Annotated in this window: 22 protein-coding genes; 11 read left to right on the top strand and 11 right to left on the bottom strand. The window is 43.3% G+C overall.

Going from position 1 to position 26,900, the window contains the following annotated elements; genetic code table 11:
- The first annotated feature begins 1 nt into the window (after position 1).
- From sbcD to DFP75_RS04965, 6 genes are all read left to right on the top strand, one after another.
- A complete protein-coding gene (sbcD, locus tag DFP75_RS04990; protein ID WP_110572903.1) occupies positions 2 to 1,279 on the top strand; it encodes an exonuclease subunit SbcD in 1,278 nt (425 codons plus the stop codon).
- Positions 1,276 to 5,019, top strand: coding sequence for an AAA family ATPase (locus DFP75_RS04985; RefSeq protein WP_110572901.1), 3,744 nt, complete (start codon positions 1,276 to 1,278; stop codon positions 5,017 to 5,019). The genes sbcD and DFP75_RS04985 overlap by 4 nt, the downstream gene beginning before the upstream one ends.
- A 316-nt stretch (positions 5,020 to 5,335) precedes the next feature.
- Positions 5,336 to 6,061: a septum site-determining protein MinC gene (gene minC, locus DFP75_RS04980; RefSeq protein WP_110572899.1), complete on the top strand. Its 726-nt coding sequence runs from the start codon at positions 5,336 to 5,338 to the stop codon at positions 6,059 to 6,061.
- Between the two features lie 60 nt (positions 6,062 to 6,121).
- Positions 6,122 to 6,931 (top strand): septum site-determining protein MinD, encoded by an 810-nt coding sequence (minD, locus tag DFP75_RS04975; RefSeq protein ID WP_110574412.1) that lies wholly within the window; start codon positions 6,122 to 6,124, stop codon positions 6,929 to 6,931.
- A gap of 1 nt (position 6,932) precedes the next feature.
- Positions 6,933 to 7,190: a cell division topological specificity factor MinE gene (gene minE, locus DFP75_RS04970; protein ID WP_110572897.1), complete on the top strand. Its 258-nt coding sequence runs from the start codon at positions 6,933 to 6,935 to the stop codon at positions 7,188 to 7,190.
- Positions 7,191 to 7,406: 216 nt separating this feature from the next.
- Positions 7,407 to 8,459, top strand: a complete 1,053-nt coding sequence (locus DFP75_RS04965; RefSeq protein ID WP_110572895.1) for an aldo/keto reductase — start codon at positions 7,407 to 7,409, stop codon at positions 8,457 to 8,459.
- Between the two features lie 134 nt (positions 8,460 to 8,593).
- Here DFP75_RS04965 and fusA read toward each other — a convergent pair whose 3' ends face one another.
- The 5 genes from fusA to DFP75_RS04940 form a co-directional block, all read right to left on the bottom strand.
- Positions 8,594 to 10,684 (bottom strand): elongation factor G, encoded by a 2,091-nt coding sequence (gene fusA, locus DFP75_RS04960; RefSeq protein WP_110572894.1) that lies wholly within the window; start codon positions 10,682 to 10,684, stop codon positions 8,594 to 8,596.
- 183 nt (positions 10,685 to 10,867) lie between these two features.
- Entirely contained in the window at positions 10,868 to 12,037 is a 1,170-nt protein-coding gene (locus DFP75_RS04955) for a cation:proton antiporter domain-containing protein (RefSeq protein ID WP_110572893.1), read from the bottom strand.
- Between the two features lie 16 nt (positions 12,038 to 12,053).
- Entirely contained in the window at positions 12,054 to 12,719 is a 666-nt protein-coding gene (locus tag DFP75_RS04950) for a TIGR04211 family SH3 domain-containing protein (protein WP_110572891.1), read from the bottom strand.
- Positions 12,720 to 12,842: 123 nt separating this feature from the next.
- Complete coding sequence (locus tag DFP75_RS04945; protein ID WP_110572889.1) at positions 12,843 to 13,319, bottom strand: DUF934 domain-containing protein; 477 nt, start codon at positions 13,317 to 13,319, stop codon at positions 12,843 to 12,845.
- Entirely contained in the window at positions 13,303 to 14,964 is a 1,662-nt protein-coding gene (locus DFP75_RS04940) for a nitrite/sulfite reductase (RefSeq protein ID WP_110572887.1), read from the bottom strand. Before DFP75_RS04940 ends, DFP75_RS04945 begins: the two co-directional genes overlap by 17 nt.
- Before the next feature lie 260 nt (positions 14,965 to 15,224).
- Between DFP75_RS04940 and nfuA the strand changes: the two genes are divergently transcribed.
- Complete coding sequence (nfuA, locus tag DFP75_RS04935; RefSeq protein WP_110572885.1) at positions 15,225 to 15,806, top strand: Fe-S biogenesis protein NfuA; 582 nt, start codon at positions 15,225 to 15,227, stop codon at positions 15,804 to 15,806.
- A gap of 119 nt (positions 15,807 to 15,925) precedes the next feature.
- Here nfuA and DFP75_RS04930 read toward each other — a convergent pair whose 3' ends face one another.
- Both DFP75_RS04930 and DFP75_RS04925 read right to left on the bottom strand, forming a co-directional pair.
- A complete protein-coding gene (locus DFP75_RS04930; RefSeq protein ID WP_110572883.1) occupies positions 15,926 to 17,002 on the bottom strand; it encodes a 3-deoxy-7-phosphoheptulonate synthase in 1,077 nt (358 codons plus the stop codon).
- Between the two features lie 97 nt (positions 17,003 to 17,099).
- On the bottom strand, positions 17,100 to 17,861 hold the full coding sequence (locus DFP75_RS04925) for a sulfite exporter TauE/SafE family protein (protein ID WP_110572881.1): 762 nt from the start codon (positions 17,859 to 17,861) through the stop codon (positions 17,100 to 17,102).
- A 108-nt stretch (positions 17,862 to 17,969) separates the two neighbouring features.
- On the opposite strand from DFP75_RS04925, the gene cysB reads away from it, so the two are divergent.
- Positions 17,970 to 18,944 carry an HTH-type transcriptional regulator CysB gene (cysB, locus tag DFP75_RS04920; RefSeq protein ID WP_110572879.1) on the top strand — a complete coding sequence of 325 codons (975 nt, stop codon included), beginning with the start codon at positions 17,970 to 17,972 and terminating at the stop codon, positions 18,942 to 18,944.
- Positions 18,945 to 19,026: 82 nt separating this feature from the next.
- Here cysB and wrbA read toward each other — a convergent pair whose 3' ends face one another.
- The 4 genes from wrbA to DFP75_RS04900 all read right to left on the bottom strand — a co-directional run bounded on the left by wrbA (position 19,027) and on the right by DFP75_RS04900 (position 22,724).
- The gene (wrbA, locus tag DFP75_RS04915; RefSeq protein WP_110572877.1) at positions 19,027 to 19,629 is read right to left on the bottom strand and encodes an NAD(P)H:quinone oxidoreductase; all 603 of its coding nucleotides are present in this window, start codon (positions 19,627 to 19,629) and stop codon (positions 19,027 to 19,029) included.
- Between the two features lie 28 nt (positions 19,630 to 19,657).
- Positions 19,658 to 20,002: an arsenate reductase (glutaredoxin) gene (arsC, locus tag DFP75_RS04910; protein WP_110572875.1), complete on the bottom strand. Its 345-nt coding sequence runs from the start codon at positions 20,000 to 20,002 to the stop codon at positions 19,658 to 19,660.
- Between the two features lie 72 nt (positions 20,003 to 20,074).
- Positions 20,075 to 21,799, bottom strand: coding sequence for a proline--tRNA ligase (locus tag DFP75_RS04905; protein ID WP_110572873.1), 1,725 nt, complete (start codon positions 21,797 to 21,799; stop codon positions 20,075 to 20,077).
- Between the two features lie 55 nt (positions 21,800 to 21,854).
- Positions 21,855 to 22,724: an SMP-30/gluconolactonase/LRE family protein gene (locus tag DFP75_RS04900; protein WP_110572871.1), complete on the bottom strand. Its 870-nt coding sequence runs from the start codon at positions 22,722 to 22,724 to the stop codon at positions 21,855 to 21,857.
- 86 nt (positions 22,725 to 22,810) lie between these two features.
- Here DFP75_RS04900 and DFP75_RS04895 point away from each other — a divergent pair, with 86 nt between their 5' ends.
- The 3 genes from DFP75_RS04895 to DFP75_RS04885 all read left to right on the top strand — a co-directional run bounded on the left by DFP75_RS04895 (position 22,811) and on the right by DFP75_RS04885 (position 26,626).
- Complete coding sequence (locus tag DFP75_RS04895) at positions 22,811 to 23,254, top strand: HIT domain-containing protein (protein WP_110572869.1); 444 nt, start codon at positions 22,811 to 22,813, stop codon at positions 23,252 to 23,254.
- Between the two features lie 56 nt (positions 23,255 to 23,310).
- A complete protein-coding gene (locus DFP75_RS04890; protein ID WP_110572867.1) occupies positions 23,311 to 24,957 on the top strand; it encodes a DUF2786 domain-containing protein in 1,647 nt (548 codons plus the stop codon).
- 151 nt (positions 24,958 to 25,108) lie between these two features.
- The gene (locus tag DFP75_RS04885; RefSeq protein ID WP_110572865.1) at positions 25,109 to 26,626 is read left to right on the top strand and encodes a fumarate hydratase; all 1,518 of its coding nucleotides are present in this window, start codon (positions 25,109 to 25,111) and stop codon (positions 26,624 to 26,626) included.
- Positions 26,627 to 26,900: the final 274 nt, after the last annotated feature.

The following is a 26,900-nucleotide window of genomic DNA, read 5'->3' as shown; positions in this document are numbered from 1 at the left end:
AATGAAAATCATACACACTTCTGACTGGCACCTTGGTCAGCATTTCATGGGGAAATCCCGCCGTGATGAGCACAGAGCCTTTATTGATTGGCTATTGGCGCTGGTAGACAAAGAATCTATCGATGCGGTGATTATTGCTGGTGATGTGTTTGACACAGGCTCGCCACCAAGTTATGCCCGTGAAATGTACCATCAACTTGTGTTGGATATGAAAGCGCGTCAATGTCAGTTAGTCATCGTCGCGGGTAATCACGATTCGGTTAGTATGCTGAATGAATCCAAAAGTTTGCTGACCTATCTGGATACACAAGTGTCGAGTCAGGCAAACCTCGAAGACATTGATTCTCATGTTATTTCTCTTAAAGACAAAGCCGGAGAGATCGCGGCTTGGGTTTGTGCTGTACCGTATTTGCGTCCTAAAGACGTGATGAAAAGTATAGCTGGGCAATCTGAGCAAGATAAAAAACTCAGCTTGTTGCAAATGATTGGGGATTTTTACCAGCAAGTTTATGACGCTGCCTGTGAGAAGAATAAAGCAATGAAAACCCCAGTGCCGATTATTGGTACAGGTCATTTGACGGCAGTGGGCGGGCAAGTGAGTGAATCGGTACGAGATCTTTATGTGGGCACGTTAGAAGCTTTGCCGACATCGGTATTTCCTGCATTTGATTATTTGGCTCTTGGGCACATTCACCGTGCTCAGCCGATCAGTAAAAGTGGCCGATTCCGTTACAGTGGCTCGCCGATTCCATTGAGTTTCGATGAATTAGGGCGTGACAAAACCCTCGTTATCTTTGATACCGATTTACTAGGTGAAGATACGTTTGTGGACGACTTGTTTGCCGAGCCAACGGATCCTGTGCAATTAATCACGATTCCTAATTTTCAACCTATGGCGAGTTTGAAGGGCAGCTTGAAAGAGGTGATTAAACAGATTTCAGCGCTCGATTTAGTAGACGACAAAACCCTTTGGCTAGAAGTGACGGTCATTGCAGATGAGTATTTGAGCGATGTTCACAAACGCTTATTGGAAGTTATTGAGGGTAAACCTATTGAGTTACTTCGAGTGATGCGTCGCAGTGCTGTAGAGAAAAAGAATGAAGACTTTGAAGCTCGCAAAACCTTGTCGGAATTAACTGTGGAAGATGTCTTTCAGCAGAGCCTTACGTCGAATTTAGAGTTAGATGAAGAAGAAAACAAAACGTTGACTGAGTTGTTTCATACTTGTTTGCTTGAGCTAGAAGAGCATCAACAAGAAGGCGAGGAGAAGCAATCATGAAAATTTGCAAACTGCGCCTAAAGAATTTGAATTCCCTAAAAGGCGAGTGGGAAATTGATTTTACCAAAGCGCCTTTTGATGACGCTGGAGTGTTTGCCATTGTCGGACCGACAGGGGCAGGTAAATCGACCTTGTTGGATGCGATTTGTTTGGCTTTATATCATGAGACGCCGCGTTTAAAAGTGTCACCTAGCCAGAACGATGTGATGACGCGCCATACTTCTGAATGTCTAGCGGAAGTAGAATTTGAGATAAAAGGCAAAGGATATCGTGCTTTTTGGGGACAACGGCGCGCCCGTGGTCAAAGTGATGGCAAATTGCAGCCAATGACCTGCGAACTGTGCGAACGTGATGGCACAATTATCACCACTAAAATCAGTGAAAAAATAGACAAAATCGCGGAAATCACGGGGTTGGATTTTTCCCGCTTTACTAAGTCTATGTTACTGGCCCAAGGTGGATTTTCAGCGTTTTTGAATGCAACCGCTAATGATAGAGCGGAATTGTTAGAAGAATTAACAGGCACTGAAATTTACGGTGATGTGTCGAAGTGGGTGTTTGATAAGCACAAACTCGAAAAACAAGCTATTGCTTCTCTAGAAAAGTTTAATGAGCAGACTCAATTGTTATCGGATGATGCTTTTGCTGAGCTGAAACAAACAGAGTCGAGCTTTGAGGTTAATGAAAAAGCCAATGCGAAGGCCCTTAAGCAGCATCAAACGGTTTTGGAGTGGCGACGTACAGAGCAAAATCTTCAAGAGCAAGTTGCTGAATATCAACAACAAGTCACCGATGCGAATCAGGCGTTGATGGATTTTGGCCCTCAGCAACAGCAATTAGAACAGGCACTGACTGCGCAAGTTCTTCAAGCCGATTATGAAAAGCAGCAGGGCTTAAAATCTCGCTTGGATCAGAATCACGCTGATATTGCGCAACATACTGAGACGCAGCAAACACAGCTGATACAAAGTCAGACGCTTACTGAATCGCTGGAACAGGCGAAGGCGACATTAGCGAATACGCATATTGAATCGGAAGCGTTGAACAACAAGATCAACGATGAAATTCAGCCCATCTTGTCCCGCCAAGAAAGCGTGAAAATACAGCACCAAGACATGTCTTATCGTTTAAAACAAGCGGTAGAAAAAGTTGGCAATCAGCAGTCGCAGTTAAAAAGCATAACAGACAAACGCGCAGAAATTGATCAAGCTTGCCAAGAAAATAGCGCTATTTTGAACCGTTGGACGTCACCTGAGAAAATCGAAAATCAGTTATCTAGCTGGCAATATCAAGCGCAAGGCATCGCGGTGAATGCTCAAGCGATTACGGAGCTTGAGGCTAATATCACGCAAACGACGAATAAATATGAGGAAGCTCGCTCTGTTTATGGCATTAACCAAGCTAAATTAGAGCAAGGGCAAACGACTTTGGGCGAGCGTCAGCAAGCATTGCAAGGCACGATTGATGCTTTCATGCAGCTATCGTCGCAAGTTGAGTATGCCGATTGGCAGAAAGTTTATCACCAAGTTGAACGTGCTCAGCACAATGCGCAATCTCTGTGGAAACAGTTTCATCAATACCAAGATCAGCAATCGCTATTGGCAGAGCTGGATAAGAGTTTGCATGCAACGGCGGGTAATATTCAGCATCAGCAAAGTCAGTTAGAGCAACAAAGGCAAGCTTACAAAGACAAGCTTCGTCATCAGAAGTCGGTCGAGAAACTCGCTGAGGCGGAACGCCATATTTTGGCTTTAAGCCAATTACGTAATGAGCTTGGTGAACATGATGCTTGTCCTTTATGTGGTGCCACAGAGCATAATCTTGCTAATGCTGTGTATCAGACGGATTCTGGAAGCCAAGAAGAGTTTATTCGTTTGGGCAAAGAGTTAGACAGTCTCAAAGGCAAAGGTATGCAGCTAGCCGCTGACTTAGAATCCATGCAGAGAGAATTAGCCTCTGGTCAAACTCGACGACAGCAATTAGTCGACGGTTTACTGGCAACAGAAAATGATCTGCACGAATGGTTGGCGTCGTTAAGTCATTATATGAATCCCCAACTCGCTGACGTTAATTTGTCTGATAAAGATTCTGTTTCGACATTTGTTCAGATGGTTGATCAGGATTGGCAAATTCAGCAAAGCAAAGCATCTCAACTTGAGGAATTACATCAGTCTCGTTTGGCGCTAGAGGCAGAGTTGCAGAGTTTAACCGTTCAGCAACAGTCTATTCAGCAGCAGGTTTCTCAGGAGCAATCGCAATGTCAGTTGTTATGGCAAACCTTAGAAACGTATCAACAGAATTTAGTCAATAAAAACGCAGAACAAAAGCAAAGCATTGAGCAGTTACGCAATGAAATGCAGCAAGCGGGTGTACCTGCAAGCTACTTTGAATTGTCTTTGTCTGAAGCAATATCCCAGTTACAAGAAGCAATGCAGCAATGGCGAGGTAGCAAAACTGGTTATGATGCCTTGGTGCAGCAAGGTGAACAGCTTGGTTATGAAGCGAAAAGCGTAGAAAATACACTCAAAGAGAGTCAGCAAGTACGTGATGAGGCTAAAGAGAAAGTCGCGGAGCTTGATGCTCATTTAGCCGATATTTCTAAGCAGTTGCATGAGTTGTTAGGTGATAAAAGTATTGTTGAACTGCGTCAAGAAACTCAAGCGCAGGTTGCAGTGGCTCAACAGGCGCTGGAAAAAGTAGAAGCAGAGCGACAGCAGCTAGCTCAAGCCTTGGCATCAAGCAAGGCAACGTTAGAAGCGCTTAATAAGACGTATCTAGTGTTAGTAGAAGAATATGAGACTGCGTTTGCTAAGTGGCAAAAATCACTGGTCGAAAAAGGCTTCGAAACTGAATCTGCTTGGTTGCAAGCACGTTTATCTTCGGAAGAAATAGCGCAGCGCCAAACAACACTTAAGCATCTTCAGGAAGCCGTTGCTAAACTGCAAACTTTGCTTAACCAATCGGAAGAATCTTTGGCTAAGCATCTTGAGAAAAAAGACGAGTTAGGTGCTTTTGAAGACAATGAGTTTGGAGAACAAACATTTGAGACTGTATCTCTTGATGCTCTAGAAGAACAATGCGCTCAGCTTGATGCAGAGCGTCAAGCCTTACAGCGTCAATGGGGTGTGGTAACTCAGCAGGTCAAAGAAGAAGAGCTTCGTAGGGAGCAGGTGGCGAAGTCTAAACAAGACTTACAAGATCGCCGAGACGCTTTCATACATCTGGAGCGCTTGAATCATTTGATAGGTTCAGCAGACGGTGCGAAGTTCCGACGCTTTGCGCAAAGCTTAACCTTGGATCATTTGGTCTATTTGGCCAACCAGCATTTGGATATTTTGCATCGTCGTTATCAATTGGTGCGCAATGAAGACGCTTTATCTTTGTTGGTGGTGGATACTTGGCAAGCAAACGCTTCACGAGACACTAAAACGCTGTCGGGTGGCGAATCTTTCTTGGTGAGTCTGGCTTTGGCTTTAGCATTGTCTGATCTGGTATCTCATAAAACCAGTATTGATTCTTTGTTTTTGGATGAAGGCTTTGGAACTTTGGACAGCGAGACGCTGGAGTCTGCCCTTGATGCTTTGGATAACTTGCATTCTTCGGGTAAAACCATTGGAATCATTAGTCATATTAGCGCGTTGAAAGAGCGTATCCCGGTGCAAATTAAGCTCACTAAGCAGAGTGGTTTGGGCGTCAGCCGCCTTTCTGCTGAATTTGCAGTTGATACAATAGACGAGTGAGTGAAGTGTCTGGTTATTTGCTGAGCCTTCATGGTGCAAAAGTTTTCCCCAGTTTTATGGGAACAAGTATGTAAGTAAGTTGTAAAATATTAATTAAATCAAATGCTTAATCTTGCGTTCATTATTGTTCATTTTGCGTTATCCTTAGCACTATAAGGGAGCAGTTAGGTGTTTTTCCCTAATGTAAAGACAGTGTTGTGCTGACTTTCTTTAATTGTTCAGCTTGATAGAATGAACTATACAAGCTGATGATTAAATTTCAGTGCGGCTAGAAAGTATTTATAGCCATTTAAGGTATTAAAAAAGGACAGTTTGCATGACAGACTCAGGCTTCCGACTCAAAGGAAGTGTCGTTACGACGGTTTTGCTGGAAATTCAGACATTTTCATTAGATGGCATTGTTTTCCATTTAAAGGAAAAGATTGATCAAGTTCCGCATTTTTTTAATCAAGCACCAATCATTATCGATATATCGAAAATGAAACGGGGCATTACTGTGGATGAATTTGAGGCATTAATTCAGTCTGTGAGTGCGCTGGGACTTGGGGTGATTGGTTGGCGTTGTGATCCGGATAATTTACCTGTTTGGAGCGCGTCTGTAACAATTCCATTGCTGCCAGCAAGCAAAGCGCGCCCAATTAATATTGCACCGACCGTGAAAGAAGAATCAAGCCCTGATGTGGTGGTGAAAACCGTTGTGGAGGAGCGTCTTGTTCCTCAATCAACCAAGGTGATTACTAAGCCTATTCGCTCTGGTCAGCAGGTATACGCTGAAGGGGATCTGATTGTGTTAACGCAAGTCAGTGCGGGTGCTGAAGTGCTGGCTGACGGCAATATTCATGTTTATGGTGCCTTAAGAGGTCGAGCATTAGCCGGTGTGAAAGGCGATGTAGAGGCGCGAATTTTTTGTAAAAGTATGGAGGCCGAACTGGTTTCAATTGCTGGGAATTTTATGTTGAGTGATGCGCTGCAAAATATCGTTTGGAAAGACAGCGCGCAAGTGTTATTAGTTGACGATAGTTTAGAAATCGTACCGCTTTAAAGTTTATTATTCATTTTATTATTTGGATAAATTCAGGTGAATTTATCGGGGGATATTGCATTGGCAAAAATCATAGTAGTCACCTCAGGCAAGGGTGGTGTTGGTAAAACAACATCCAGTGCTGCTATTGGGACTGGTATTGCGTTAAAGGGTCATAAAACGGTTATTATCGATTTTGATGTAGGTTTACGTAACCTAGATTTGATTATGGGCTGTGAGCGCCGCGTCGTTTATGACTTTGTGAATGTGATCAACAAAGAAGCGACCTTATCTCAGGCGCTGATTAAAGACAAGCGTACGAAGAACTTGTTTATTTTACCAGCCTCGCAAACTCGCGATAAAGATGCGCTGACGATTGAAGGTGTGCAGGAAGTCCTAGAAGAGCTTGCTAAAGAATTTGAGTACATTATTTGTGATTCGCCAGCAGGCATTGAAAAGGGTGCCCAAATGGCGCTGTATTTTGCTGACGCTGCCATTGTGGTGACAAACCCAGAAGTCTCTTCTGTACGAGATTCAGATCGTATCTTAGGGATTTTGCAAAGTAAGTCTAAACGAGCGGAAGAGAGTAAAGCGCCGATTGAGGAGCATCTTCTTTTAACTCGTTATCATCCTGGGCGTGTTGCATCGGGTGAAATGTTAAGTGTGTCTGATGTTGAAGATATCTTGGCAATTCCACTATTAGGTGTCATTCCCGAATCAGAGGCTGTATTGAAGGCGTCTAACCAAGGCACACCAGTGATTTTGGATACGGAATCTGAGGCTGGTTTAGCTTATATGGATGCGGTTGATCGTTTGATGGGTGAAGAGCGTCCATTGCGCTTCCTAGAAATTCAGAAGAAAGGCTTCATCAAACGTTTGTTAGGGGGTTAGAGTGGGAATTTTCGATTATTTTAAAAGTAAAAGTGCTCCTAGCTCGGCGTCAGTAGCAAAGGATCGTTTGCAGATTATTGTTGCGCATGAACGAAGCAAGCGCCATCAACCTGATTATTTGCCGCAGATGCAGCAAGAGATTATTGATGTGATACGTAAGTATGTGAACATTGGCAGCGAAGATGTTCAGATTCAGCTGGATAATACGGATGACTGTTCAGTATTAGAGTTAAATGTCACTTTGCCAGAACAGAATTAGCGTAAAGCATTGTAGTCGCTATTTTTCGTTATAAATAAAGCGCCAAACAAAATCACTAATGTGTGTCCTGTTTGGCGCTTTTTTTTTGTTTAAAGCTTTAAGTCCTCATTGTTTTCTTTGATAAAACTGGCCTGTAAGTCAAAATTTTATTACATTGAATGTTTCGTCACTTTTTCGCACTTAATATGTGTTGTTTGAATTTTAAGGGTAGATCTAATGAAGTATGTTCCACTTGGCCGAACTGGCTTAGAAGTTTCACGTGTATGTTTGGGTACTATGACTTGGGGGACTCAAAATAATCAAGCCGATGCTGATGCACAAATTGAATATGCATTAGAAAATGGTGTGAATTTTATTGATACTGCAGAGATGTACTCCGTTCCACCGTCAGCGGAGACTTACGGTAAAACAGAAACGATTATTGGTGATTGGCTGTCTCGTCACCCTGAACGTCGTAAAGAGTTCATTCTTGCTACCAAAATTGCTGGGCCTGGACTTAAATATGTTCGTGATGGCAGCAATATATCTGGTAAAACGGTTATTGAGGCTGTTGATGCTTCTCTTAAACGTTTGCAAACAGACTATATTGACCTTTATCAGCTCCATTGGCCGAACCGAACAACCCCTCATTTTGCGAAGCATTTCCCTGGCGTAATTAGTTTTACAGATGTTGATCGTGCTGATCAGTCTGCGCAAATGCTTGATATTCTTCAAGGGTTAGAGACTTGTATTAAGGCAGGTAAAATTCGTCATTTTGGTTTGTCAGATGATACGACTTGGGGAATTAATGAATTTATTCGCCTAAGTGATAAGCATGGCTTGCCTCGAGTGGCATCTATCCAAAATGAATTTAGCCTACTGCATACAAAAGATTGGCCTTACTTGATTGAAAATTGTGTGCATGAAGATGTCGCGTATTTACCTTGGTCAGCTTTGGCGGCAGGTGCTTTGACTGGTAAGTATCTTGGTGGGGCCCGTCCTGAAGGCAGTCGTTGGACGTATGCTCAACGCAATGGTATTTTCCGCGATACCGCTTTGGTGGAGAAGGCTGTTTCTGCTTATTTGGAGGTTGCTAAGAAACATGGTTTTACTCCTGCACAGCTTGCTTTGGCTTGGTGTAATCAAGTGGATGGGGTTAGCTCCACAATTATTGGGGCGACATCTATGGATCAGCTTAAGGAAGATATGGCTGCCTTTGACATGACTTTGTCAGAGGAGGTGTTAAAAGACATTATGGCTGTTTATAAAGAGTATCCAGTGCCGTTTTAATCATTGGTTCGTGTTTTTAAAAGCGCCCTTCAGGGCGCTTTTTTTTTTGCCTAGATACTGCTTTTGTTTGGATAATAAAAAACCCGATGTACAGGATACATCGGGTTTTTACAGAAATTAGAAAAAACTAGTAATTAGTTCTTTTCTTTTTCTTTCTTCTCTTTAACTGCTGCGATTACGGTTTCAGCAACGTTAGAAGGACATGGTAGGTAGTGAGAGAACTCCATAGAGAACTGACCACGACCAGATGTCATTGTACGTAGAGAGCTGATGTAACCGAACATTTCAGAAAGAGGTACGTCTGCCTTAATACGAACACCAGTCAAACCTTTCTCTTGGTCTTTGATCATGCCGCGACGACGGTTCAAGTCACCGATAACGTCACCAACGTGGTCATCTGGAGTGAACACGTCAACTTTCATGATAGGCTCGATCAATTGAGGACCCGCTTTTGGAATTGACTGACGGAAAGCGCCTTTTGCAGCGATTTCGAAGGCAATTGCAGAGGAGTCAACTGCGTGGAAACCACCGTCGAACAATTCAATCTCAACGTCTAGTACAGGGAAGCCAGCTAGAACGCCTTCTTCCATCATAGACTTGAAGCCTTTTTCTACTGCTGGGAAGAATTCTTTTGGTACGTTACCACCAACAACAGTTGAAGTGAACTTGAAGCCAGAACCTACTTCACCTGGTTTGATGCGGTAATCGATCTTACCAAACTGACCAGAACCACCAGATTGTTTCTTATGCGTGTAAGTGTCTTCAACCGATTTAGTGATTGTTTCACGGTAAGCAACCTGTGGTTGACCAACAATAAGATCAACGCCGTAAGTACGCTTCAATATATCTACTTTGATATCTAGGTGAAGCTCACCCATACCTTTAAGGATGGTTTCGCCAGAGTCTTGGTCAGTTTCAACGCGGAATGTTGGATCTTCTGCAACCATTTTACCGATTGCGATACCCATTTTCTCGTTGCCACCTTTATCTTTTGGAGTAACAGAGATAGAGATAACTGGCTCAGGGAATACCATTGCTTCAAGAGTACAAGGGTGCTTAGGATCACATAGAGTGTGACCAGTTTGTACGTTCTTCATACCAACGATCGCTAAGATATCACCAGCTTGAGCTGAGCTGATTTCTTTACGGTCATCTGCTTGCATTTCTACCATGCGGCCTACACGTTCAGTTTTGCCCGTGAAGCTGTTAAGGATAGTGTCGCCTTTGTTAAGTACGCCAGAGTAGATACGTACGAAAGTAAGAGCACCGAAACGGTCATCCATGATTTTGAATGCAAGTGCTTTTAATGGCTCTTTAGCATCAACGATTGCTTTTTCGCCATTTGGATTACCTTCTTCATCAGTAAGATCCTGAGGGATTACGTCAGTTGGGCTTGGTAGGTAATCAACAACAGCATCAAGAAGAAGCTGCATGCCTTTGTTTTTGAAAGCAGAACCACAGTAAGTTGGGAAGAACGCAAGGTCACGAGTACCAGTACGGATACAACGCTTGATGTCTTCGATAGATGGCTCTTCACCGTCCATGTACGCCATCATTAGGTCGTCGTCTTGCTCAACTGCTGTTTCAATTAGTTTTTCACGGTACTCTTCAACTTGATCAACCATGTCAGCAGGAACATCTTCAATGCTGTAGTTTTCTGGTTGGCCAGATTCATCCCAGATGTACGCTTTACGGGAAAGAAGATCAACAACACCAGAGAACTCATCTTCAGTGCCGATAGGTAGAACCATGATTAGTGGTGTTGCACCTAGTACTTTTTTAACTTGTTCAGTTACACGGTAGAAGCTTGCACCTAGACGGTCTAGCTTGTTTACGAAGATCAAACGTGCAACTTCAGATTCGTTAGCATAACGCCAGTTAGTTTCTGATTGTGGTTCAACACCACCAGAGCCACAGAATACACCGATACCACCGTCAAGAACTTTAAGAGAACGATATACTTCTACAGTGAAGTCAACGTGTCCAGGTGTGTCGATAACGTTAAAACGGTGATCTTTCCAGAAACAAGTTACAGCCGCTGACTGGATAGTAATACCGCGCTCAGCTTCTTGTTCCATGAAGTCTGTTGTAGATTCACCTTCGTGAACTTCACCAAGCTTGTGGATCATACCCGTAAGTTTAAGAATACGTTCTGTAGTAGTAGTTTTACCCGCATCAACGTGAGCAAAAATACCGATGTTTCTGTATTTTGATAAGTCAGCCATTACATTACTCTAAATAAGTGAGGACGAAATTTGCGCGTTAGTATACAAGACTTTTTGCATTGATAGCCAAGTATTTCGCGCTATTCTATTATATTTTATGTGATTAAAGAAAGGGGCAATAGGAAAGCATTTTATAAATGTGGCTAAAGCCCGCTTAAGGAGAATAAAAATGGGCTTTAACGGTTAATCTCGACGTAATTTATCTGAGATTGCGATTGGGCTAGGGTAGTTCAGTATCACTATATACGTTGACATGGCGAAACTCAAAATAGCGGTGGCTTGTATGACGTGCGAGGCCTCTTGCCCTATTAGACCTATATTTGCGGCTAAATAAGCGATCAGTAGAGAAAATTCACTTACTTGGCCAAGTCGAAAGCCGACCTCCCATGAGGTGCTTGCGTCTTCTTTTATCCCTTTTAATAGGTAGCGGAAGACGACAGGTTTTATCAGCATTGAGCCAACAGCGAGAATTAACGCCGGTAAGATAACCAGACCTAGTAGGTCGAGATTAAAGCTTGCACCAATAGAAAAGAAGAAGAGTATTAAGAAAAAATCCCTTAGTGGCTTTAAGTGGGTGGCTATATATTGTGAAATTGGACTGGTTGCTAAGGCAACGCCAGCAATGAAAGCCCCCATTTCAGCAGACAGACCCGCTATTTCAGCAAGAACAGCCATGGATAGACACCAGCCAATGGATACTAAAAATATGTATTCATGAAAGCGGTCAAATCGTGCTATCAGCTTTAATAAAATATACTTAACAAATAAGAAAGCACCTGTAACCAGAACAGGTAGAGCGATTAAAGGCTTTAAGTATTGCATGATTGTGCTGTCTTCTGTGCTCGAAGTGCTGTAAAGCACGAGTAAAACCGCGATGGCAATCATATCCTGTAATAGTAATAAACCGACTACGAGTTCGCCTGTATGCTTATGGTGTAGGGCTGTTGTAGGAAGCAGTTTTATACACACAATGGTGCTCGAAAACATCATGGCGATGCCGATAATAATGCTTTCAATTTGGCTATAGCCGTAGAGAATGGAAACACCAAACCCTAGTAGGGCAAAGGCGACTGAGCTAAGTAGGGCAATCCATGATGCTTTTTTTAGCATATTGATCAAGTGGCTTGGCTGCATGTCGAGGCCAAGTAAGAAAAGCAAGAAGATGATGCCAATGTGACTCATCTCATCCATCAACTTAGGTTCATTGATGAGGGAAAGTGCAGAAGGGCCTAGTAAGACCCCCAATGCAATGTAGGCAATGATCATTGGCTGCCTTGTGTACAAGGCAATGGAAGCAACGACAGCGGCTCCAGCAAATATTAAAAAGAAGGAGTGTACTATCGATGATTCCATATGTATGGCTCCGTTCTTACCAAGAACCTGTGCCGGTTTTTTTGCGTCTTAGCATAGGAGCTAGAATACCAAGTAATAAGCCGCCAAATAATGTTGCTCCGCCAATCATGAACCACTTTTGTTCGGTGGTGTCTTGCAGTGCTTCGGCTTTTGCAACGGCAATGTTGGTTTGTTGTTTCAGACTTTCGATCTGATAAGTGACATCTTCATTTTGAGCAACGATAGATTGAGCTTTCTCAGACAAGGCCTCTGTGTCTTCGAGTTGTTGTTTTAATTCTTGGTTTTCATTTTTTAATGCGGAATTGGCGTTAATGAGGCTTTGAGTCTTTTGTTGGTTGGCTTTTAAAGCATTTGCTAATTCTGTCCGGGTTTCAATGCTTCTATCAAGTCGTGACTGCAGGTTGTCGAGTTGATCCCGGCTTACCATGTCTTCACTTAGAAAGTAATCGGCAACCCAGCCTTCATTGCCAGATGGTGTGCGAACCTTTGTATAGCCATCGTTTTGTTCAAGAACTTCTAGTGGTGTACCGCTTTTTAGCCCTCTTTCAACCGCTCTTGTGCTGTTATCTAACCCTTCTCGGATAGCGACAAATTGAATGTCAGAAATGTATACCGTGGCAGAGTGCACAGTGGCAGAGAGTAGTGAACCAACAATTAGGCTCATGATGCGTTTCTTAGACACGTTAAGTTCCTTTAACAATCAATTACTTTATCTTGTTTATACGATAATGATGAGTGGAGGATTGCGCAATAGAAAAGGCCATCGTAATGGCCTTTTATCGTGATTTTATTGAAAATGTTTTGTTTAGCGACGCATGAACAGAGGTCTAGGGTCTGAAACATCGCCCTGATAGGCAATACTGAAAGGTTTATGCAGTTTTAATGCTTTCTCAAGATCAACCTCTTCATTGAACTGGAAACTATTAAAACCCACTCTAAGAAGGTAGCCAAGTTGATCTGGAATGAAGTTGCCAAGGGCTCTAATTTCTCCTTGGTAATTCAGTCTTTCTTTCAATAGGCGTGCGTAACTAAAGCCTCTTCCGTCAGTAAATGCTGGGAAGTTGATACCAATTACTTGGAATTGGTTTAAATCAACATCTTGCAGAAATTCAACACCATCACCAGCCTCAAGCCAGATACCAGCAACGCTGCCAATGGATTCTTTTTCAGCAAGCCATTTTTGCGCAGGAACAATGCTATTTGTTGTCGCTGCTTCCTCTGTACCTTGTTGCCAGTGGTAGATATTTTCGACGATTTCGCCGTTTTTAATTAGCTTTGGCATAAGCGGCCTCTTTGAATGGTGTGATGCCAACGCGGCGATAAGTATCAATAAAGCGTTCTTCTTCAGAACGGTTTTCGACGTAGACAGTCATTAATTTTTGTATAACACCACTGATTTCTTCTTGAGCGAATGAAGGGCCAAGAATTTTACCAATGCTCGCATCGTGGCCGGAAGCACCGCCAATTGAGATCTGGTAGAACTCTTCGCCTTTTTTATCTACGCCCAGAATGCCGATGTTACCGACATGGTGGTGTCCGCAGGCATTCATACAACCCGATATATTTAAGTCAATATTGCCAAGGTCATATAGGTAGTCTAGATCGTTAAATGTCTCTTGGATTTGTGCTGCAATTGGGATGGATTTAGCGTTAGCTAAGGCACAAAAATCACCGCCTGGGCAGCATATCATATCGGTTAATAGGCCGAGTGTTGGTGTAGCGAAGCCTGCTTCTTTTGCTGCTTCCCAAAGGTCAACTAATTGCTCTTGGCGAACATCAGCAAGTACTAAGTTTTGTTCATGACTTACGCGTAATTCTCCGAAGCTGAATTGATCAGCTAGATCGGCCGCTTTTTGCATTTGCTCTGCTGTTGCGTCTCCAGGAGCTTGTCCTGCTTTTTTCAACGTTAGGGTAACGATGCGGTAACCTGGTATTTTGTGTTCGAATGTATTGCGTTCGAACCAGCGAGCAAATCCTGCACTGCTTGCGAGTTTGCTAGTTAGTACTTCTGGTTGGTCGGTCAAGTCATCGTATGCAGGGGCAGAAAAGAAACCAGCAAGGCGATCAAATTCGCTCATTGGAACGGTACTTTCTTTGCCTTTCAAATGACCCCATTCGTTATCAACACGCTTGCGAAACTCTTCGATACCCAATGCTTTAACCAGTATCTTGATTCGAGCTTTGTATTTATTGTCGCGACGGCCTTGTTGGTTATAGACGCGGATAATGGCATCTAAGTAGGTCAATAGGTCCGCACGTGGAATAAATTCACTAATAGTCACGCCAACCATTGGCGTTCGACCTAGGCCGCCACCAACGATGACTTTGAAACCAATTTCGCCTGCTTCGTTCTTTTTAATATGCAAACCGATATCGTGAACTTGTGTTGCTGCACGATCAGCAGACTCGGTGGCGTTTACGGCAATTTTGAATTTGCGAGGCAAGAAGGCAAATTCAGGGTGGAAGGTCGACCATTGGCGAATTAATTCACAGTACGGGCGTGGATCGACTATCTCGTCAGAAATCACACCAGCATATTGGTCGGTTGTCGTGTTGCGAATGCAATTACCACTGGTTTGCACAGCGTGCATTTGAACTTCTGCTAGCTCAGCCAAAATATCTGGCACATCTTCAATTTTTGGCCAGTTCAATTGTAGGTTCTGGCGAGTACTGAAGTGCCCATATGATCTGTCATAACGGCAACTAATATCAGCTAATTTACGTAATTGAGGACTAGAAAGCATTCCGTATGGAATTGCGATGCGTAGCATAGGCGCATAGCGCTGAACATAAAGGCCGTTTTGTAAGCGTAAAGGTAGGAATTCTTGTTCGCTTAGCTCTTTATTTAAATAGCGGCGTGTTTGGTCGCGAAATTGTGCTACGCGTTCTTCAACAAGCTGTTGGTCAATGGCGTCGTATTGATACATAGTGAAGTGAACCATGGTTAATAAGTTTTAGTTTGGATCATGTTAGCAAAGATCCTTTATTCTAAAAATGAATATTTATCTATATCTTTAGCGGTTTTGCTAATAAGGCTTATTAGAATTCGTTGAGGCAAGAGGCTCTTTAGAATTCAGTAGAATATAAAGGAAAAATACCCTACTTTTTTACTTGGTCTTTGGCTTTGGGCGTTATCTGCTGTAATATGGCGAGTATTGATCGTTGTATAGATTTAGAAAGGGTTTTTATGAATATTACAATTACGGATGGTGCCCAAGAATATCTTGCTTCTTTGCTTGAAAAACAAGGGGTTGAAGGTATTGCTGTGCGAATTTTTATCCAGCAACCAGGTACGCCTTATGCTGAGACTTGTCTCGCTTACTGTCGTCCAGACGAAGTAAATGAGACCGACGAAATTTTAAATCTACCTAAACTAAAAGTGTATATCGAAAAGAATTCGGTAAACTTTTTGGATGAGGCTTTTGTTGATTACGCTACTGAAAAAATGGGTGGCCAGTTAACAATTAAAGCGCCGAACGCTAAAATGCCTAAAGTAACGGCAGACAGTCCTATCGAAGATCAAATTAACTACGTGCTTTATTCGGATATCAATCCAGGTCTAGCCGCCCATGGTGGTGAAGTAAGCTTGCTTGAGGTTGTTGATGGAACGATTGCAGTGTTGAAATTTGGTGGTGGTTGCCAAGGATGCAGTGCTGTCGACTTAACACTAAAAGAAGGTGTTGAAAAAACCTTGATAGAGAAAGTGCCTACATTAACGGCAGTCAGAGATTCAACTGACCATAGTGTGACAGATAACGCTTTCATGTAATCTGGTCTTACAACCATCAGAATAAAAAAGGGAGTCGCTAAATAGAGACTCCCTTTTTTTGGCGCTACAATCAGCGTTGCTTAACCGCGTTGACGCTTTGGTAGTGCATCCAGCGTTGCTTAACCGCGTTGACGCTTTGGTAGTGCATCGCGCAATGCGTCCGCCATTTCTGTCAGTGCTTTTTCTGTTGTTTCCCAATCAATGCAGGCATCAGTGATGGATACACCGTATTCTAATTCACTAATATCGGTTGGTACTTTTTGATTGCCCCAGCCAATGTTACTTTCGATCATTAGGCCCATGATAGATTGATTGCCATCTAGAATTTGCTGAGTCGCGCTTTCAGCTACAGTCACTTGTCGCTCAGGCTTTTTACTTGAGTTTTCGTGAGATGTGTCGATCATAATGTTCAATTTAAGCTTGGCTTTAGTGAGTTCTTGCTCGGCTTCTGTGACAAATTCTGCTTCATAGTTTGGTTTGCCGCCGCCGCCACGGAGAACTACGTGACCGTAATCGTTGCCTTTGGTGTTTACCACAGTCACTTGGCCTTCTTCGTTGATGCCCAAGAAAGAATGTGGATGAGACACAGATTGCATGGCGTTGACAGCGACTGTTAAGCCGCCATCTGTACCGTTTTTGAAACCAACTGGGCCAGATAGGCCTGATGCCATTTCACGGTGAGTTTGTGACTCTGTTGTGCGCGCCCCAATTGCCGACCAGCTAATAAGATCTTGAATATATTGTGGTGAAATAGGGTCCAGTGCTTCAGTGGCAAGTGGTAAGCCAAGTTCTGCAAGGTCAATTAGTAATTTTCGACCAATACGTAGACCTTTATTGATGTCGAATGTACCGTCTAGATTCGGGTCGTTAATTAGTCCTTTCCAGCCTACAGTTGTGCGTGGCTTTTCAAAATAGGCGCGCATAATGATATACAGAGTGTCGTCTAGTTTTTCAGCCAGTGCTTTTAATCGAGCGGCATAATCTAGTGCGGCTTGTGGATCGTGAATGGAGCAAGGACCGATTACGATCGCAAGACGATGGTCTTTGCCATCCATGATGTTTTTAATGGTGTCGCGGGATTCCGCTACATGGCTGCTAATGCTTTCGCTTACTGGCAGCTCTTTTTTCAATTGGCTCGGTGTTACCAAAGAGGTAAAAGAGGCAATATTTAAGTCTTCAAGACGCTTGTTACTCATTGCGGGGTTTCCTGCTTTTTTTGCTTTTGGTTATAGCTGCTTACAATATCGTGTTTTTCGTTGTGAATGAACCGCTGCGCCATCATTTTTTGGTTTTTTAAAAGAAAAGATACTTCACGCCAAATGACAGCAAGGCGGTAGCTAAAACGGGCTGTAATACATGGTTAGGTACATGACTAGCGATGCGTGTTCCAAGATATATTGTTGGGATGGAACCGATCAAAAGCGCTGCGAGGAGTGTGTAGTCAACATTCCCCAAAAAAATGTGTCCCGTGCCGGCAACAAGGGTGAGGGGAACTGCGTGCGCTAGGTCTGTTCCTACTATGTTTTTCGCTCTCATTGCAGGAAATAAAATCATCATGATGGCCGTGCCTAGAGCGCCAGCGCCTACAGAAGTAAGGGTAACAAGGACACCAAGAGCAAAACCGCATAAAAACACAATTTTTGTGCTTTGCTGTTCGGATAAATTGAAATTCAACTTATTGGTTAGTTTGGCTCGGAACACAATCACAGCCGCTGTGAGGACTAGCATGATCCCCAGTGTGCTAGTAAGGATTTCTTGGTAATGGTCAGGTTTGTCAAAACGTGATAATGCCCATACCGTGATAAATGAGGCGGGAATGCTGCCTGCAGCCATCGCAAAAACGATCTTCCAATTTACATGGCCTCTTTTAGCGTGCATTACTACGCCAGTACTTTTGGCAATACCTGCGTACATTAAGTCTGTGCCAATGGCTATGTGAGGCGGGAAACCAAACATTAATAAAAGAGGCGTCATAAGAGATCCGCCACCGACGCCGGTTATTCCTACAGCTAAGCCAACTGCTGCGCCAGCACAAATGTACCAAATAAAATCCATTAGAAAGCCATATTAAGTTGATTTAAGCTGGCAACACTAGAGCTTTTTTACTATTCTATAAAGTAATATTTTATTATGTTTTTAACTCTTTTTCGAATAAGGGCGACGATGAAGTTACAGCAGCTTAGGTATATATGGGAAGTGGCGCGTCACGACTTAAATGTTTCTGCGACCGCACAAAGTTTGTATACGTCACAGCCAGGCGTCAGTAAGCAGATTCGTCTCTTAGAAGATGAGTTAGGCGTAGAGGTGTTTGCGCGCAGCGGCAAGCATCTAACGCACGTGACGCCTGCTGGCGAGAAAATTATTGCCTTGGCAGGGGAAGTGCTCAATCAGACTTTAAATATTAAGCGTGTTGCGAAAGAGTTCAGTGATGAGCGAAAAGGGTCTCTTGATATTGCTACTACGCATACGCAGGCCCGATATGCTTTGCCTAAAGTAATTAACCAATTTATTGATGGTTATCCCGAAGTGACTCTGCATATGCATCAAGGGACGCCAATGCAAATTGCTGAAATGGCGAATGACGGTGTTGTGGATTTTGCCATTGCTACAGAGGCATTGGAGTTGTTTGGTAATTTGGTGATGTTGCCTTGTTACACTTGGAACCGGTCGGTCGTTGTGCCTAAAGACCACCCATTGGCTAAGGTGGATAAACTTACTCTGCAGGCATTGGCGGACTATCCTATTGTTACCTATGTGTTTGGCTTTACTGGGCGGTCACAATTGGATCAAGCGTTTCAGGACGCTGAGTTAGAGCCTAACGTGGTGTTTACAGCGGCAGATTCTGATGTCATTAAAACCTATGTTCGTTTAGGTTTGGGGGTAGGGATTGTGGCTTCAATGGCTTATGATGAATTGCAAGACATGGATTTGGTTGCGTTGGATGCATCGCACTTATTTGAGGATAGCTGTACGAAAATCGGCATCCGCAGTAATACATTTATTCGTGGTTATATGTACAAATTTATAGAGTCTTTTGCGCCACATCTAACAAAAGATGTAGTAATGGCTGCAATGGAAGCCGGAAATCGACAGGATGTTGAGCTATTGTTTAAGGATATTGAGCTACCTAGGCATTAATCTTTTCGAGATCAATTAAAAAGCCGTAGCATGTGAGGCCAGCTCATTATGTTACGGCTTTTTTTTTGACTGTTCTTTTTGGTTATTTTTTCAGTTTCACGACCATTTCAGCAATGCGTTTTCCTTGTGCTTCACAAAGTGCCTTTTCATCTTCAGTAAGTGATGATTCGCTTGTGCTGTTTGCGAGGTGGCTTGCGCCGTAAGGTGTTCCGCCTGCTGTGGTGCTAATAAGCTCTTTATTCTTGTATGGTAAGCCAAGCCAAATCATTCCGTGATGCAGTAATGGTGTCATCATGCTATGAAGGCATTGCTCTTGACCGCCGTGCATAGTGCTTGCACTGGTAAAACCACATGCAGGCTTGTCAATCAACTGACCTGTTAGCCAAAGTGTCGAAGTTTGGTCAATAAAGTGTTTGAGTGGTGCTGCCATACTGCCAAAATAAGAGGGTGAGCCAATGGCAAGTCCAGAGCAATCAGCCAGTTCTTCTAATGTGCAGTATGGTGCGCCATCTTCAGGCAGAGCTGGAGAAGCGACCTTGGTTGTATCTGATACATCAGGTACTTGACGTATCTTAGCTTCCACGTTTCCTATTTTATTGATGCCCCGCGCAATGTGCTTTGCCATTTCAGAAACGGAGCCGTGTCGGCTGTAGAATAAAACAAGTACGTAAGGTGTTTGGGGCATTGGGGTATTCCTATACAGTTGGACTTATTTATTCAAATAAGGCCAAGACATCTTCTGGAGGGCGACCAATTTTTGCCTTGTCATTATGAATGACAATAGGGCGCTCAATTAAGCTTGGATTTGCATGCATTGCTTGCAGGCGTTCTTCATCTGTTGAGTCTTTGTTCAAGCCAAGCTCTTTATAAATGGCTTCTTTGGTGCGCATAAGCGCAAGTGGTGTAATAGAGAGTTGGCTAAGCAGTGTTTTAATTTCTTCAATGCTAGGTGCATCTTGTAAATATAAGCGGATCTCAGGATGAATGTTGTTTTCTTTTAGAAGTTGTAGAGTCTGTCGTGATTTTGAGCAGCGAGGGTTGTGGTAGATGGTGGTCATGTACGCACTCCTGTTTACGATTTGCATAAAAAAACCTAACGGAAGTGAGGGCTTCCGTTAGGCTTGGTGGGATTATTTCTTGCTTAAGATGAAATCGACAGCATCAGCAATGGCGATGTCTTCGTTTTCGCCTGCTTTGCGGTATTTGTATTCCAGCGTGCCTTTTTCGAGCCCTTTATCGCCAACAACTAAGCGGTGAGGAATGCCTAGTAATTCACAATCGGCAAATTTAACGCCTGGGCGTTCTTTGCGGTCATCTAGTAATACGTCTAAGCCTTTTGCTTTAAGTTCGTTGTATAGTCGATCACACTCGGTTCTTACCGCTTCTGATTTGTCGTAGTTCATTGCAACGATAGCGACGTCGAAAGGCGCAATGCTTTCCGGCCATAAGATGCCTTTGTCGTCGAAGTTTTGCTCAATCGCAGCAGCAACAATACGAGAAACACCAATGCCGTAACAGCCCATGTGCATGACCTGAGCTTTACCGTTCTCATCTAAAACTGTGGCTTTTAGTGCTTCAGCATATTGTTGGCCAAGTTGGAAAATATGACCCACTTCGATGCCGCGTTTAATGATGATGGTGCCCTGTCCATCTGGAGATGGGTCGCCTTCAACAACATTACGAATATCGGCGACTTCAAATTCAGGGCAGTCACGCTCCCAGTTTAAGCCTGTAAAGTGGTAGTCGTCTTTATTTGCACCCGCGCAGAAGTCAGACATGACGGCTGCTGAACGGTCAACGATTACGCGTATCCCTTTTTCCGCTAGACCTTTCGGTCCGATAGAGCCAGGCGCACAGCCAGTTTTCGCCACGATATCGGCTTCATCGGCAAACTCAAATGGGGTAACTACACCAGACAGTTTTTCGACTTTGATTTCGTTGATGTTGTGATCACCACGTAACACTAGCGCTACGATTGTTGGTTGTTCGTTTTCATCAATGGCTTTGATTAGCATGGTTTTAACTGTGCTAGTGACATCTAGCTTCAAAAACTCTGCTACCTTGGCGATTGTTTTGCAGTCTGGTGTGAACACTTCGACGATGTCTTGAGTTGGTGCATCCGCTTTTTCTTTTAAGCATACTGCTTCAGCAAGCTCGATGTTCGCGGCAAAGTCGGAGGAATCGCTGAACGCTATATCGTCTTCACCAGAATCTGCCAATACGTGAAATTCATGTGAATAGGCGCCACCAATACTGCCTGTATCAGCGCGCACTGGACGATAATCTAGACCAATACGATCAAATACGTTGCAGTATGCTTTGTGCATGATGTCGTATGTTTCTTGCAGAGACTCGGCACCAACGTGGAATGAATAGGCGTCTTTCATGCAAAATTCACGTGAGCGCATTACACCAAAGCGAGGGCGCACTTCATCGCGGAATTTAGTTTGAATCTGAAAGAAATTCATTGGCAGCTGCTTGTAGCTGGTTAGTTCGTTCCGCGCAAGGTCTGTGATAACTTCTTCATGGGTTGGGCCAAGGCAGTAGTCGCGGCCATGACGATCCTGAAGGCGAAGAAGTTCAGGCCCATATTTTTGCCAGCGTCCTGTTTCTTGCCATAATTCTGCTGGCTGAACGCCTGGCATCACGATCTCAAGAGACCCTGCTTTTTCCATTTCATCGCGAACTATATTTTCGACTTTGCGAAAAACTTTTAGGCCTGTCGGTAGCCAAGTGTATAGTCCTTTTGAAATTTGGCGAATCATGCCAGCGCGAATCATTAGCTGATGGCTTGTAACGACAGCGTCTGTTGGTGTGTCGCGTAGGGTAGAAAATAAATAGTTGCTTGCGCGCATAATAATATAGTTACTTTAAAGTTGAATGATTAAAGTTAAATTATAAAACAGAGTTTTAGCCAGCGAACCTTGGTTCTGTCTGGCCTTTTACATCGGTTTCAATTGAAAATATTCCGCCAGCTTGCGGAAATTCTTTAAGTTCGTCGTCTGTTTGTGCACCACGACAAGTACTGATAAAGAGCGTTTTCATTTCGGGTCCACCAAAAGCCACCATGGTTGGGTAGGTTGCTGGAACCGGAATCTCTTCTAGAATTTTACCTGCAGGGCTAATCTTAACGATGCGTTGTCCTTGATAAAGGGCGGACCAGTAATTGCCTTCACTGTCCACCGCGGCACCATCAGGTCGGCCATTGCCATGAGGAAACTCAATGAACACGCGTTTGTTTGTCGCAGTACCTGTTTCAATATCGTAATCGAACTGATAGACCACATGGTTAGGAGTATCAGAATAATACATGATGGTATTGTCAGGGGAAAAAGCTAAGCCGTTAGATGTCCATGCGGCTTGATCGATAAGCTTTTCTTGACCTTTGCTGAATTGGTGCAGTGCGCCTTTGAATGCATCTTTTGGAGAGTACATAGTGCCAGCCAAGAAGCGGCCTTTGGCGTCACAGCGACCATCATTAAATCGTGTTGTTTCTTTATCGTAGTCAGCGAGCCAGTAGGGTTGTAAGTCCGCGTTAAAATCTTCAAATGTATATACACCAGAACGGAACGCAGCAATGAAGCCGCCGTTTTCGGCTAGCGAAAAACAGCCAATCTCTTCGTTAAACTTACGGTGTGTAAGGCTCTTTGATTCTGTGCTATAAGCGTATAGTATGAAGGAATCTATATCGACAAAATAGAGCGTTTGAGTGCGTTCGTCCCAACGAGGACATTCGGCTAATTTTGCTTGTGCATCCACGGCACATTGCATATCAGTCATGCGGGCTCCAAGTCTTTGAGGGTTTTTTAAAAATAGGGTGCTATAGTGCTTATTAAAGCCATTTTTGTAAATAGGGAGAGGTAAAGATGTTTGAGTTAAATCCGGTGTTAGGTCGTGACTCTATTCTGGTAGGGCATTTTTCCTTATGTCAGCTTCGTATTATCAATGACGCTCAATTCCCTTGGTTTATTCTTGTACCTCAACGAAATGATATTGGCGAAATCTATCAATTGGTTGAGGAGGATCGACAGCAGTTACTTTTGGAAAGTTGTGTATTAGCTGAGGTTTTGCATGATGCCTTTTCTGCAACCAAGCTAAACATTGCCGCGCTTGGCAATCAAGTGCCGCAATTACACGTCCATCACATTGTTCGTTATAAAACAGATCCTTGCTGGCCAGACCCAATTTGGGGGAAATTCAAGGCTGTACCATATACTGAAGAAAAGTTGGCTGAAATCTTGCAGAAAGTACGGTCATTATTGAGCGATGAATTAACGTTACCGAGCGATGGAGCTGAGCTTTACTATTGAACGAGTCCAAAATTCATAATAATTGAGTGATAAGCCAACTTTGGAAAGCGTGTTTTATGAGCATACGAAAAAGGAAGAAGGTCATACAGAAGGTTGTTAAGTTACTTAATTTAGCGACGTCTACTAATTCAAGCGAATCGACAGTGGCTTTACGTCATGCAGAATCGTTAATTAGGCAATACGAGATTGCTCAACGAGAGCTACCTATTTTGCAGCTGTGTGACCGTTCTATGCTTTATCGCGTCAGTTGGGGTGGTGCAGCACCAAGGTATGTTAAAGAGCCTGTTGCAAAAGCGCCGCCTGAAAGTTCGGTTTATCAGCGTCGATTTAGCGAAAAAGCCAATGACCCAAGTAGGGCTTATGAATCAGCTAGAACGATTCTTGATGACCTTGAATTTACTGCTTTTCAAGGTGCTGAAAGTGGTTCTTTTAGTAGCCAGAACGCATCAGCTGCTGAGTCAGGCTTTGAAGATTGTGTTGCTGAGAATGATGACGAGTTGGATTGTGATTTTGTGGATGAGAGCGATATGGTCGTAGATGAAGTTTTGAGTGATGCTGAAGCGGCAGAGGATGCTGAAGTAGTTCATAGCGAAGAGTCGTTTTCTTATACATCAACAGATAATGTGATCAATGCCACTAACGCTTTTCGGCCAAGTGGTAATGAATTCACCGAAACTCTAAAAAATCAGTACGCAACAAGCGATCCAGCTGTGCCATTTGATGAGGACGCTTATTGGTCAAAAGTGTACGAGAAGTTGGCGGATTTTGATGAAGCCCAGGTTCAAGCGCAGATTGAAATGTTGGATAAACAGCTTTCTTTAGCGGAAGAAAGTTTGCAAGCCAAAAAGAAAGAAAGATATGAGCAAGAGCAGCGTGAAGTTCAAGAACGTGCTGAGCGAGCTCGTATAGAGCAAAGTTTTGAGGAAGCTATTGAGCGTGCTTTTCAGGCTAGAGCTAAGTCTTATGAAGCTTGGGAGGAGCGTTGCACTAAAATTAGAATGGCTCGATTAAGGGATGAGCAAGAGGCTGTTCAGGGTTACGATGCGATTAGTGATACATTAGTTAAGCACAAAGAATCTTTCAAGCAGCATTTGCAGCGTAAGGAAGATTATAGAGCGGCTAAAATTATGCACGAGTTACGCACTCATCTTGCATTGGCTGTTTCCGTTGGTGAAGATGCAACGGCTTCTTATGAAAAAGTCATTGAAATTATGGCCAGTAACGGTCTTTCCCTTAAAGATTTAGAATTCTCAGATATTAAGAATAAGAGCTTGTTTATTCGTCTGTTAGAACGTGAGTCTGCACTGATTTCTGATGTGCATGAAAGAGAGGCTCACACGGAAGAAATGTTAGATAAATTTTTAACGTCCAGTTCGACTAAAAAAGAATCTCGCTCATCGGAAAACCCGATTCAGCATATTCAGCGTTTGCTGGTGGCTGCAAATGAGGGTGGGCAATTTGAGACGCAAAAAAATCTTGAACAGGTGATTTATTTGATGGATGCCAACGATGTTGGGGTTAGGGATATTGGCTATGGCTTTATCAAAAAGTATTCGGTTTTTATTCGTCTAATTAACTGGGAGGCTGAGCGAATTACATCCTTGCCTGAGCGCGAGAAGTTCACTGCTCAAATACTCGAAGAGTATATTCAGCATTCTGTACAGAAGCCAAATACGGATAGAGGGCAGAAGGCTAATCGTTAATCAGTTTGTTGTTTTTCAAACAAATAGCCTTCATTCATTTAATTGATGGAGGTTATATTCGCTTTAAATCCACCTTAACGCTTTCTTTGCGGGTCCGCATCTTTTACCATTTCATCTTTAATTGAATCGTAATTCTCAGCAGGAGAGAAGCATGAGTATTATTAAAGAAGATGATCTGATTGATAGCGTTGCTGATGCGCTGCAGTTTATCTCTTATTATCACCCTTTGGATTTCGTAAAAGCGGTACATGAAGCGTACGAGCGAGAAGAGAGTAAAGCTGCAAAAGATTCCATGGCGCAGATTCTTATTAACTCTCGTATGTGTGCTGAAGGTAAACGCCCAATTTGTCAAGATACAGGTATTGTTACTGTGTTTGTGAAAATTGGCATGAATGTTCAGTGGGAAGGCGCGAAAAGCGTTACGGATATGATAAACGAAGGCGTGCGCCGTGCTTATCTTCATCCAGACAATGTATTGCGCGCCTCTATTCTTGCTGACCCTGCTGGTGCACGTAAAAATACTAAAGACAATACGCCTGCAGTAATTCACATGGAAGTTGTTCCTGGGGATACGGTTGAAGTGCATGTTGCTGCCAAAGGTGGCGGCTCTGAGAATAAGTCAAAGTTAGCCATGCTTAATCCTTCTGATGATATTGTTGAGTGGGTTAAGAAAACGGTTCCAACCATGGGGGCTGGTTGGTGTCCACCAGGTATGTTGGGCATAGGTATCGGTGGTACTGCAGAAAAAGCCATGGTTATGGCTAAAGAATCCTTGATGGAGCCAATCGATATTCACGAGTTGAAAGCTCGCGGCCCTCAAAACCGCATTGAAGAGCTTCGCCTTGCAATCTTTGAAGAAGTAAATAATCTCGGTATTGGTGCTCAGGGGCTTGGTGGCTTGACAACGGTTCTTGATGTCAAAATCATGGATTACCCAACACATGCCGCATCGTTGCCAGTTGCTATGATCCCAAATTGTGCCGCTACGCGTCACGCACATTTTGTGCTTGATGGTTCAGGTCCAGCGGATTTGGTTCCACCATCTTTAGATGATTGGCCAGAAATTACTTGGGAAGTAGGTGAAAGTGTCCGTCGAGTTGACTTGAATACTATTACTCCTGAGCAAGTAAAAGACTGGAAGCCTGGCGAAACAATCCTCTTGAACGGGAAAATGTTAACCGGTCGTGATGCTGCTCACAAGAAAATGGTCGAAATGATGGCCAATGGTGAAGAGCTTCCAGTGGATCTTAAGGGACGCTTTATCTACTACGTAGGGCCTGTTGATCCAGTAAGGGATGAAGCAGTTGGTCCTGCTGGTCCAACAACGGCAACAAGAATGGATAAGTTTACTCGTACTATTCTTGATAAAACCGGTTTGCTTGGCATGATTGGTAAGTCTGAGCGTGGCCCAGTTGCGATTGATGCTATTAAAGAGTTTGGCGCTGTGTATCTAATGGCGGTAGGCGGTGCTGCATACCTTGTATCGAAAGCAATCAAGAAGGCTGGGGTTATTGCCTTTCCTGAGTTAGGTATGGAAGCTATCTATGAATTTGATGTTGTCGATATGCCGGTAACTGTTGCTGTCGATTCATCAGGCACGTCTGTCCATATTACAGGGCCGGCTGAATGGAAAGCGAGAATAGAAGCTCAGGCTCTTGAAATAAAATAGTACTTGAGTAGTTCTTCTCACTAAGTTTATAAGCCACTACATTTATCATGTAGTGGCTTTTTTATTTAAAAGTGGTTGCATAGGTTAGAATTATCTGTATTATACACGTCCTCAGCCACAGAGAGTGTGGCTACGCTCTTTAAAATAGATAATCAGATAATTTGTGTGGGCGCTCGCTAGAGGCTTCAGAAGATCCTTTTAGGATCAAAAAAATTGAAGTCTTGCGAAACGTCTAACACGTCAATTCGCTTTATGTTGGCTTATTGTTTTTAGG

It is taken from the genome of Marinomonas alcarazii, assembly GCF_003208215.1.
Classification (GTDB): domain Bacteria; phylum Pseudomonadota; class Gammaproteobacteria; order Pseudomonadales; family Marinomonadaceae; genus Marinomonas; species Marinomonas alcarazii.
The sequence above is the reverse complement of the archived record's forward strand: the minus strand, read 5'-3'. Positions and strand labels throughout refer to the sequence as shown.

Excerpts from the sequence above, each read along its gene's own strand:
- sbcD (WP_110572903.1), top strand. The coding sequence starts at position 2 with ATGAAAATCATACACACTTCTGACTGGCACCTTGGTCAGCATTTCATG.
- DFP75_RS04985 (WP_110572901.1), top strand. The coding sequence starts at position 1,276 with ATGAAAATTTGCAAACTGCGCCTAAAGAATTTGAATTCCCTAAAAGGC.
- minC (WP_110572899.1), top strand. The coding sequence starts at position 5,336 with ATGACAGACTCAGGCTTCCGACTCAAAGGAAGTGTCGTTACGACGGTT.
- DFP75_RS04965 (WP_110572895.1), top strand. The coding sequence starts at position 7,407 with ATGAAGTATGTTCCACTTGGCCGAACTGGCTTAGAAGTTTCACGTGTA.
- fusA (WP_110572894.1), bottom strand. The coding sequence starts at position 10,684 with ATGGCTGACTTATCAAAATACAGAAACATCGGTATTTTTGCTCACGTT.
- DFP75_RS04955 (WP_110572893.1), bottom strand. The coding sequence starts at position 12,037 with ATGGAATCATCGATAGTACACTCCTTCTTTTTAATATTTGCTGGAGCC.
- DFP75_RS04945 (WP_110572889.1), bottom strand. The coding sequence starts at position 13,319 with ATGCCAAAGCTAATTAAAAACGGCGAAATCGTCGAAAATATCTACCAC.
- DFP75_RS04940 (WP_110572887.1), bottom strand. The coding sequence starts at position 14,964 with ATGTATCAATACGACGCCATTGACCAACAGCTTGTTGAAGAACGCGTA.
- nfuA (WP_110572885.1), top strand. The coding sequence starts at position 15,225 with ATGAATATTACAATTACGGATGGTGCCCAAGAATATCTTGCTTCTTTG.
- DFP75_RS04930 (WP_110572883.1), bottom strand. The coding sequence starts at position 17,002 with ATGAGTAACAAGCGTCTTGAAGACTTAAATATTGCCTCTTTTACCTCT.
- DFP75_RS04925 (WP_110572881.1), bottom strand. The coding sequence starts at position 17,861 with ATGGATTTTATTTGGTACATTTGTGCTGGCGCAGCAGTTGGCTTAGCT.
- cysB (WP_110572879.1), top strand. The coding sequence starts at position 17,970 with ATGAAGTTACAGCAGCTTAGGTATATATGGGAAGTGGCGCGTCACGAC.
- wrbA (WP_110572877.1), bottom strand. The coding sequence starts at position 19,629 with ATGCCCCAAACACCTTACGTACTTGTTTTATTCTACAGCCGACACGGC.
- arsC (WP_110572875.1), bottom strand. The coding sequence starts at position 20,002 with ATGACCACCATCTACCACAACCCTCGCTGCTCAAAATCACGACAGACT.
- DFP75_RS04905 (WP_110572873.1), bottom strand. The coding sequence starts at position 21,799 with ATGCGCGCAAGCAACTATTTATTTTCTACCCTACGCGACACACCAACA.
- DFP75_RS04900 (WP_110572871.1), bottom strand. The coding sequence starts at position 22,724 with ATGACTGATATGCAATGTGCCGTGGATGCACAAGCAAAATTAGCCGAA.
- DFP75_RS04895 (WP_110572869.1), top strand. The coding sequence starts at position 22,811 with ATGTTTGAGTTAAATCCGGTGTTAGGTCGTGACTCTATTCTGGTAGGG.
- DFP75_RS04890 (WP_110572867.1), top strand. The coding sequence starts at position 23,311 with ATGAGCATACGAAAAAGGAAGAAGGTCATACAGAAGGTTGTTAAGTTA.
- DFP75_RS04885 (WP_110572865.1), top strand. The coding sequence starts at position 25,109 with ATGAGTATTATTAAAGAAGATGATCTGATTGATAGCGTTGCTGATGCG.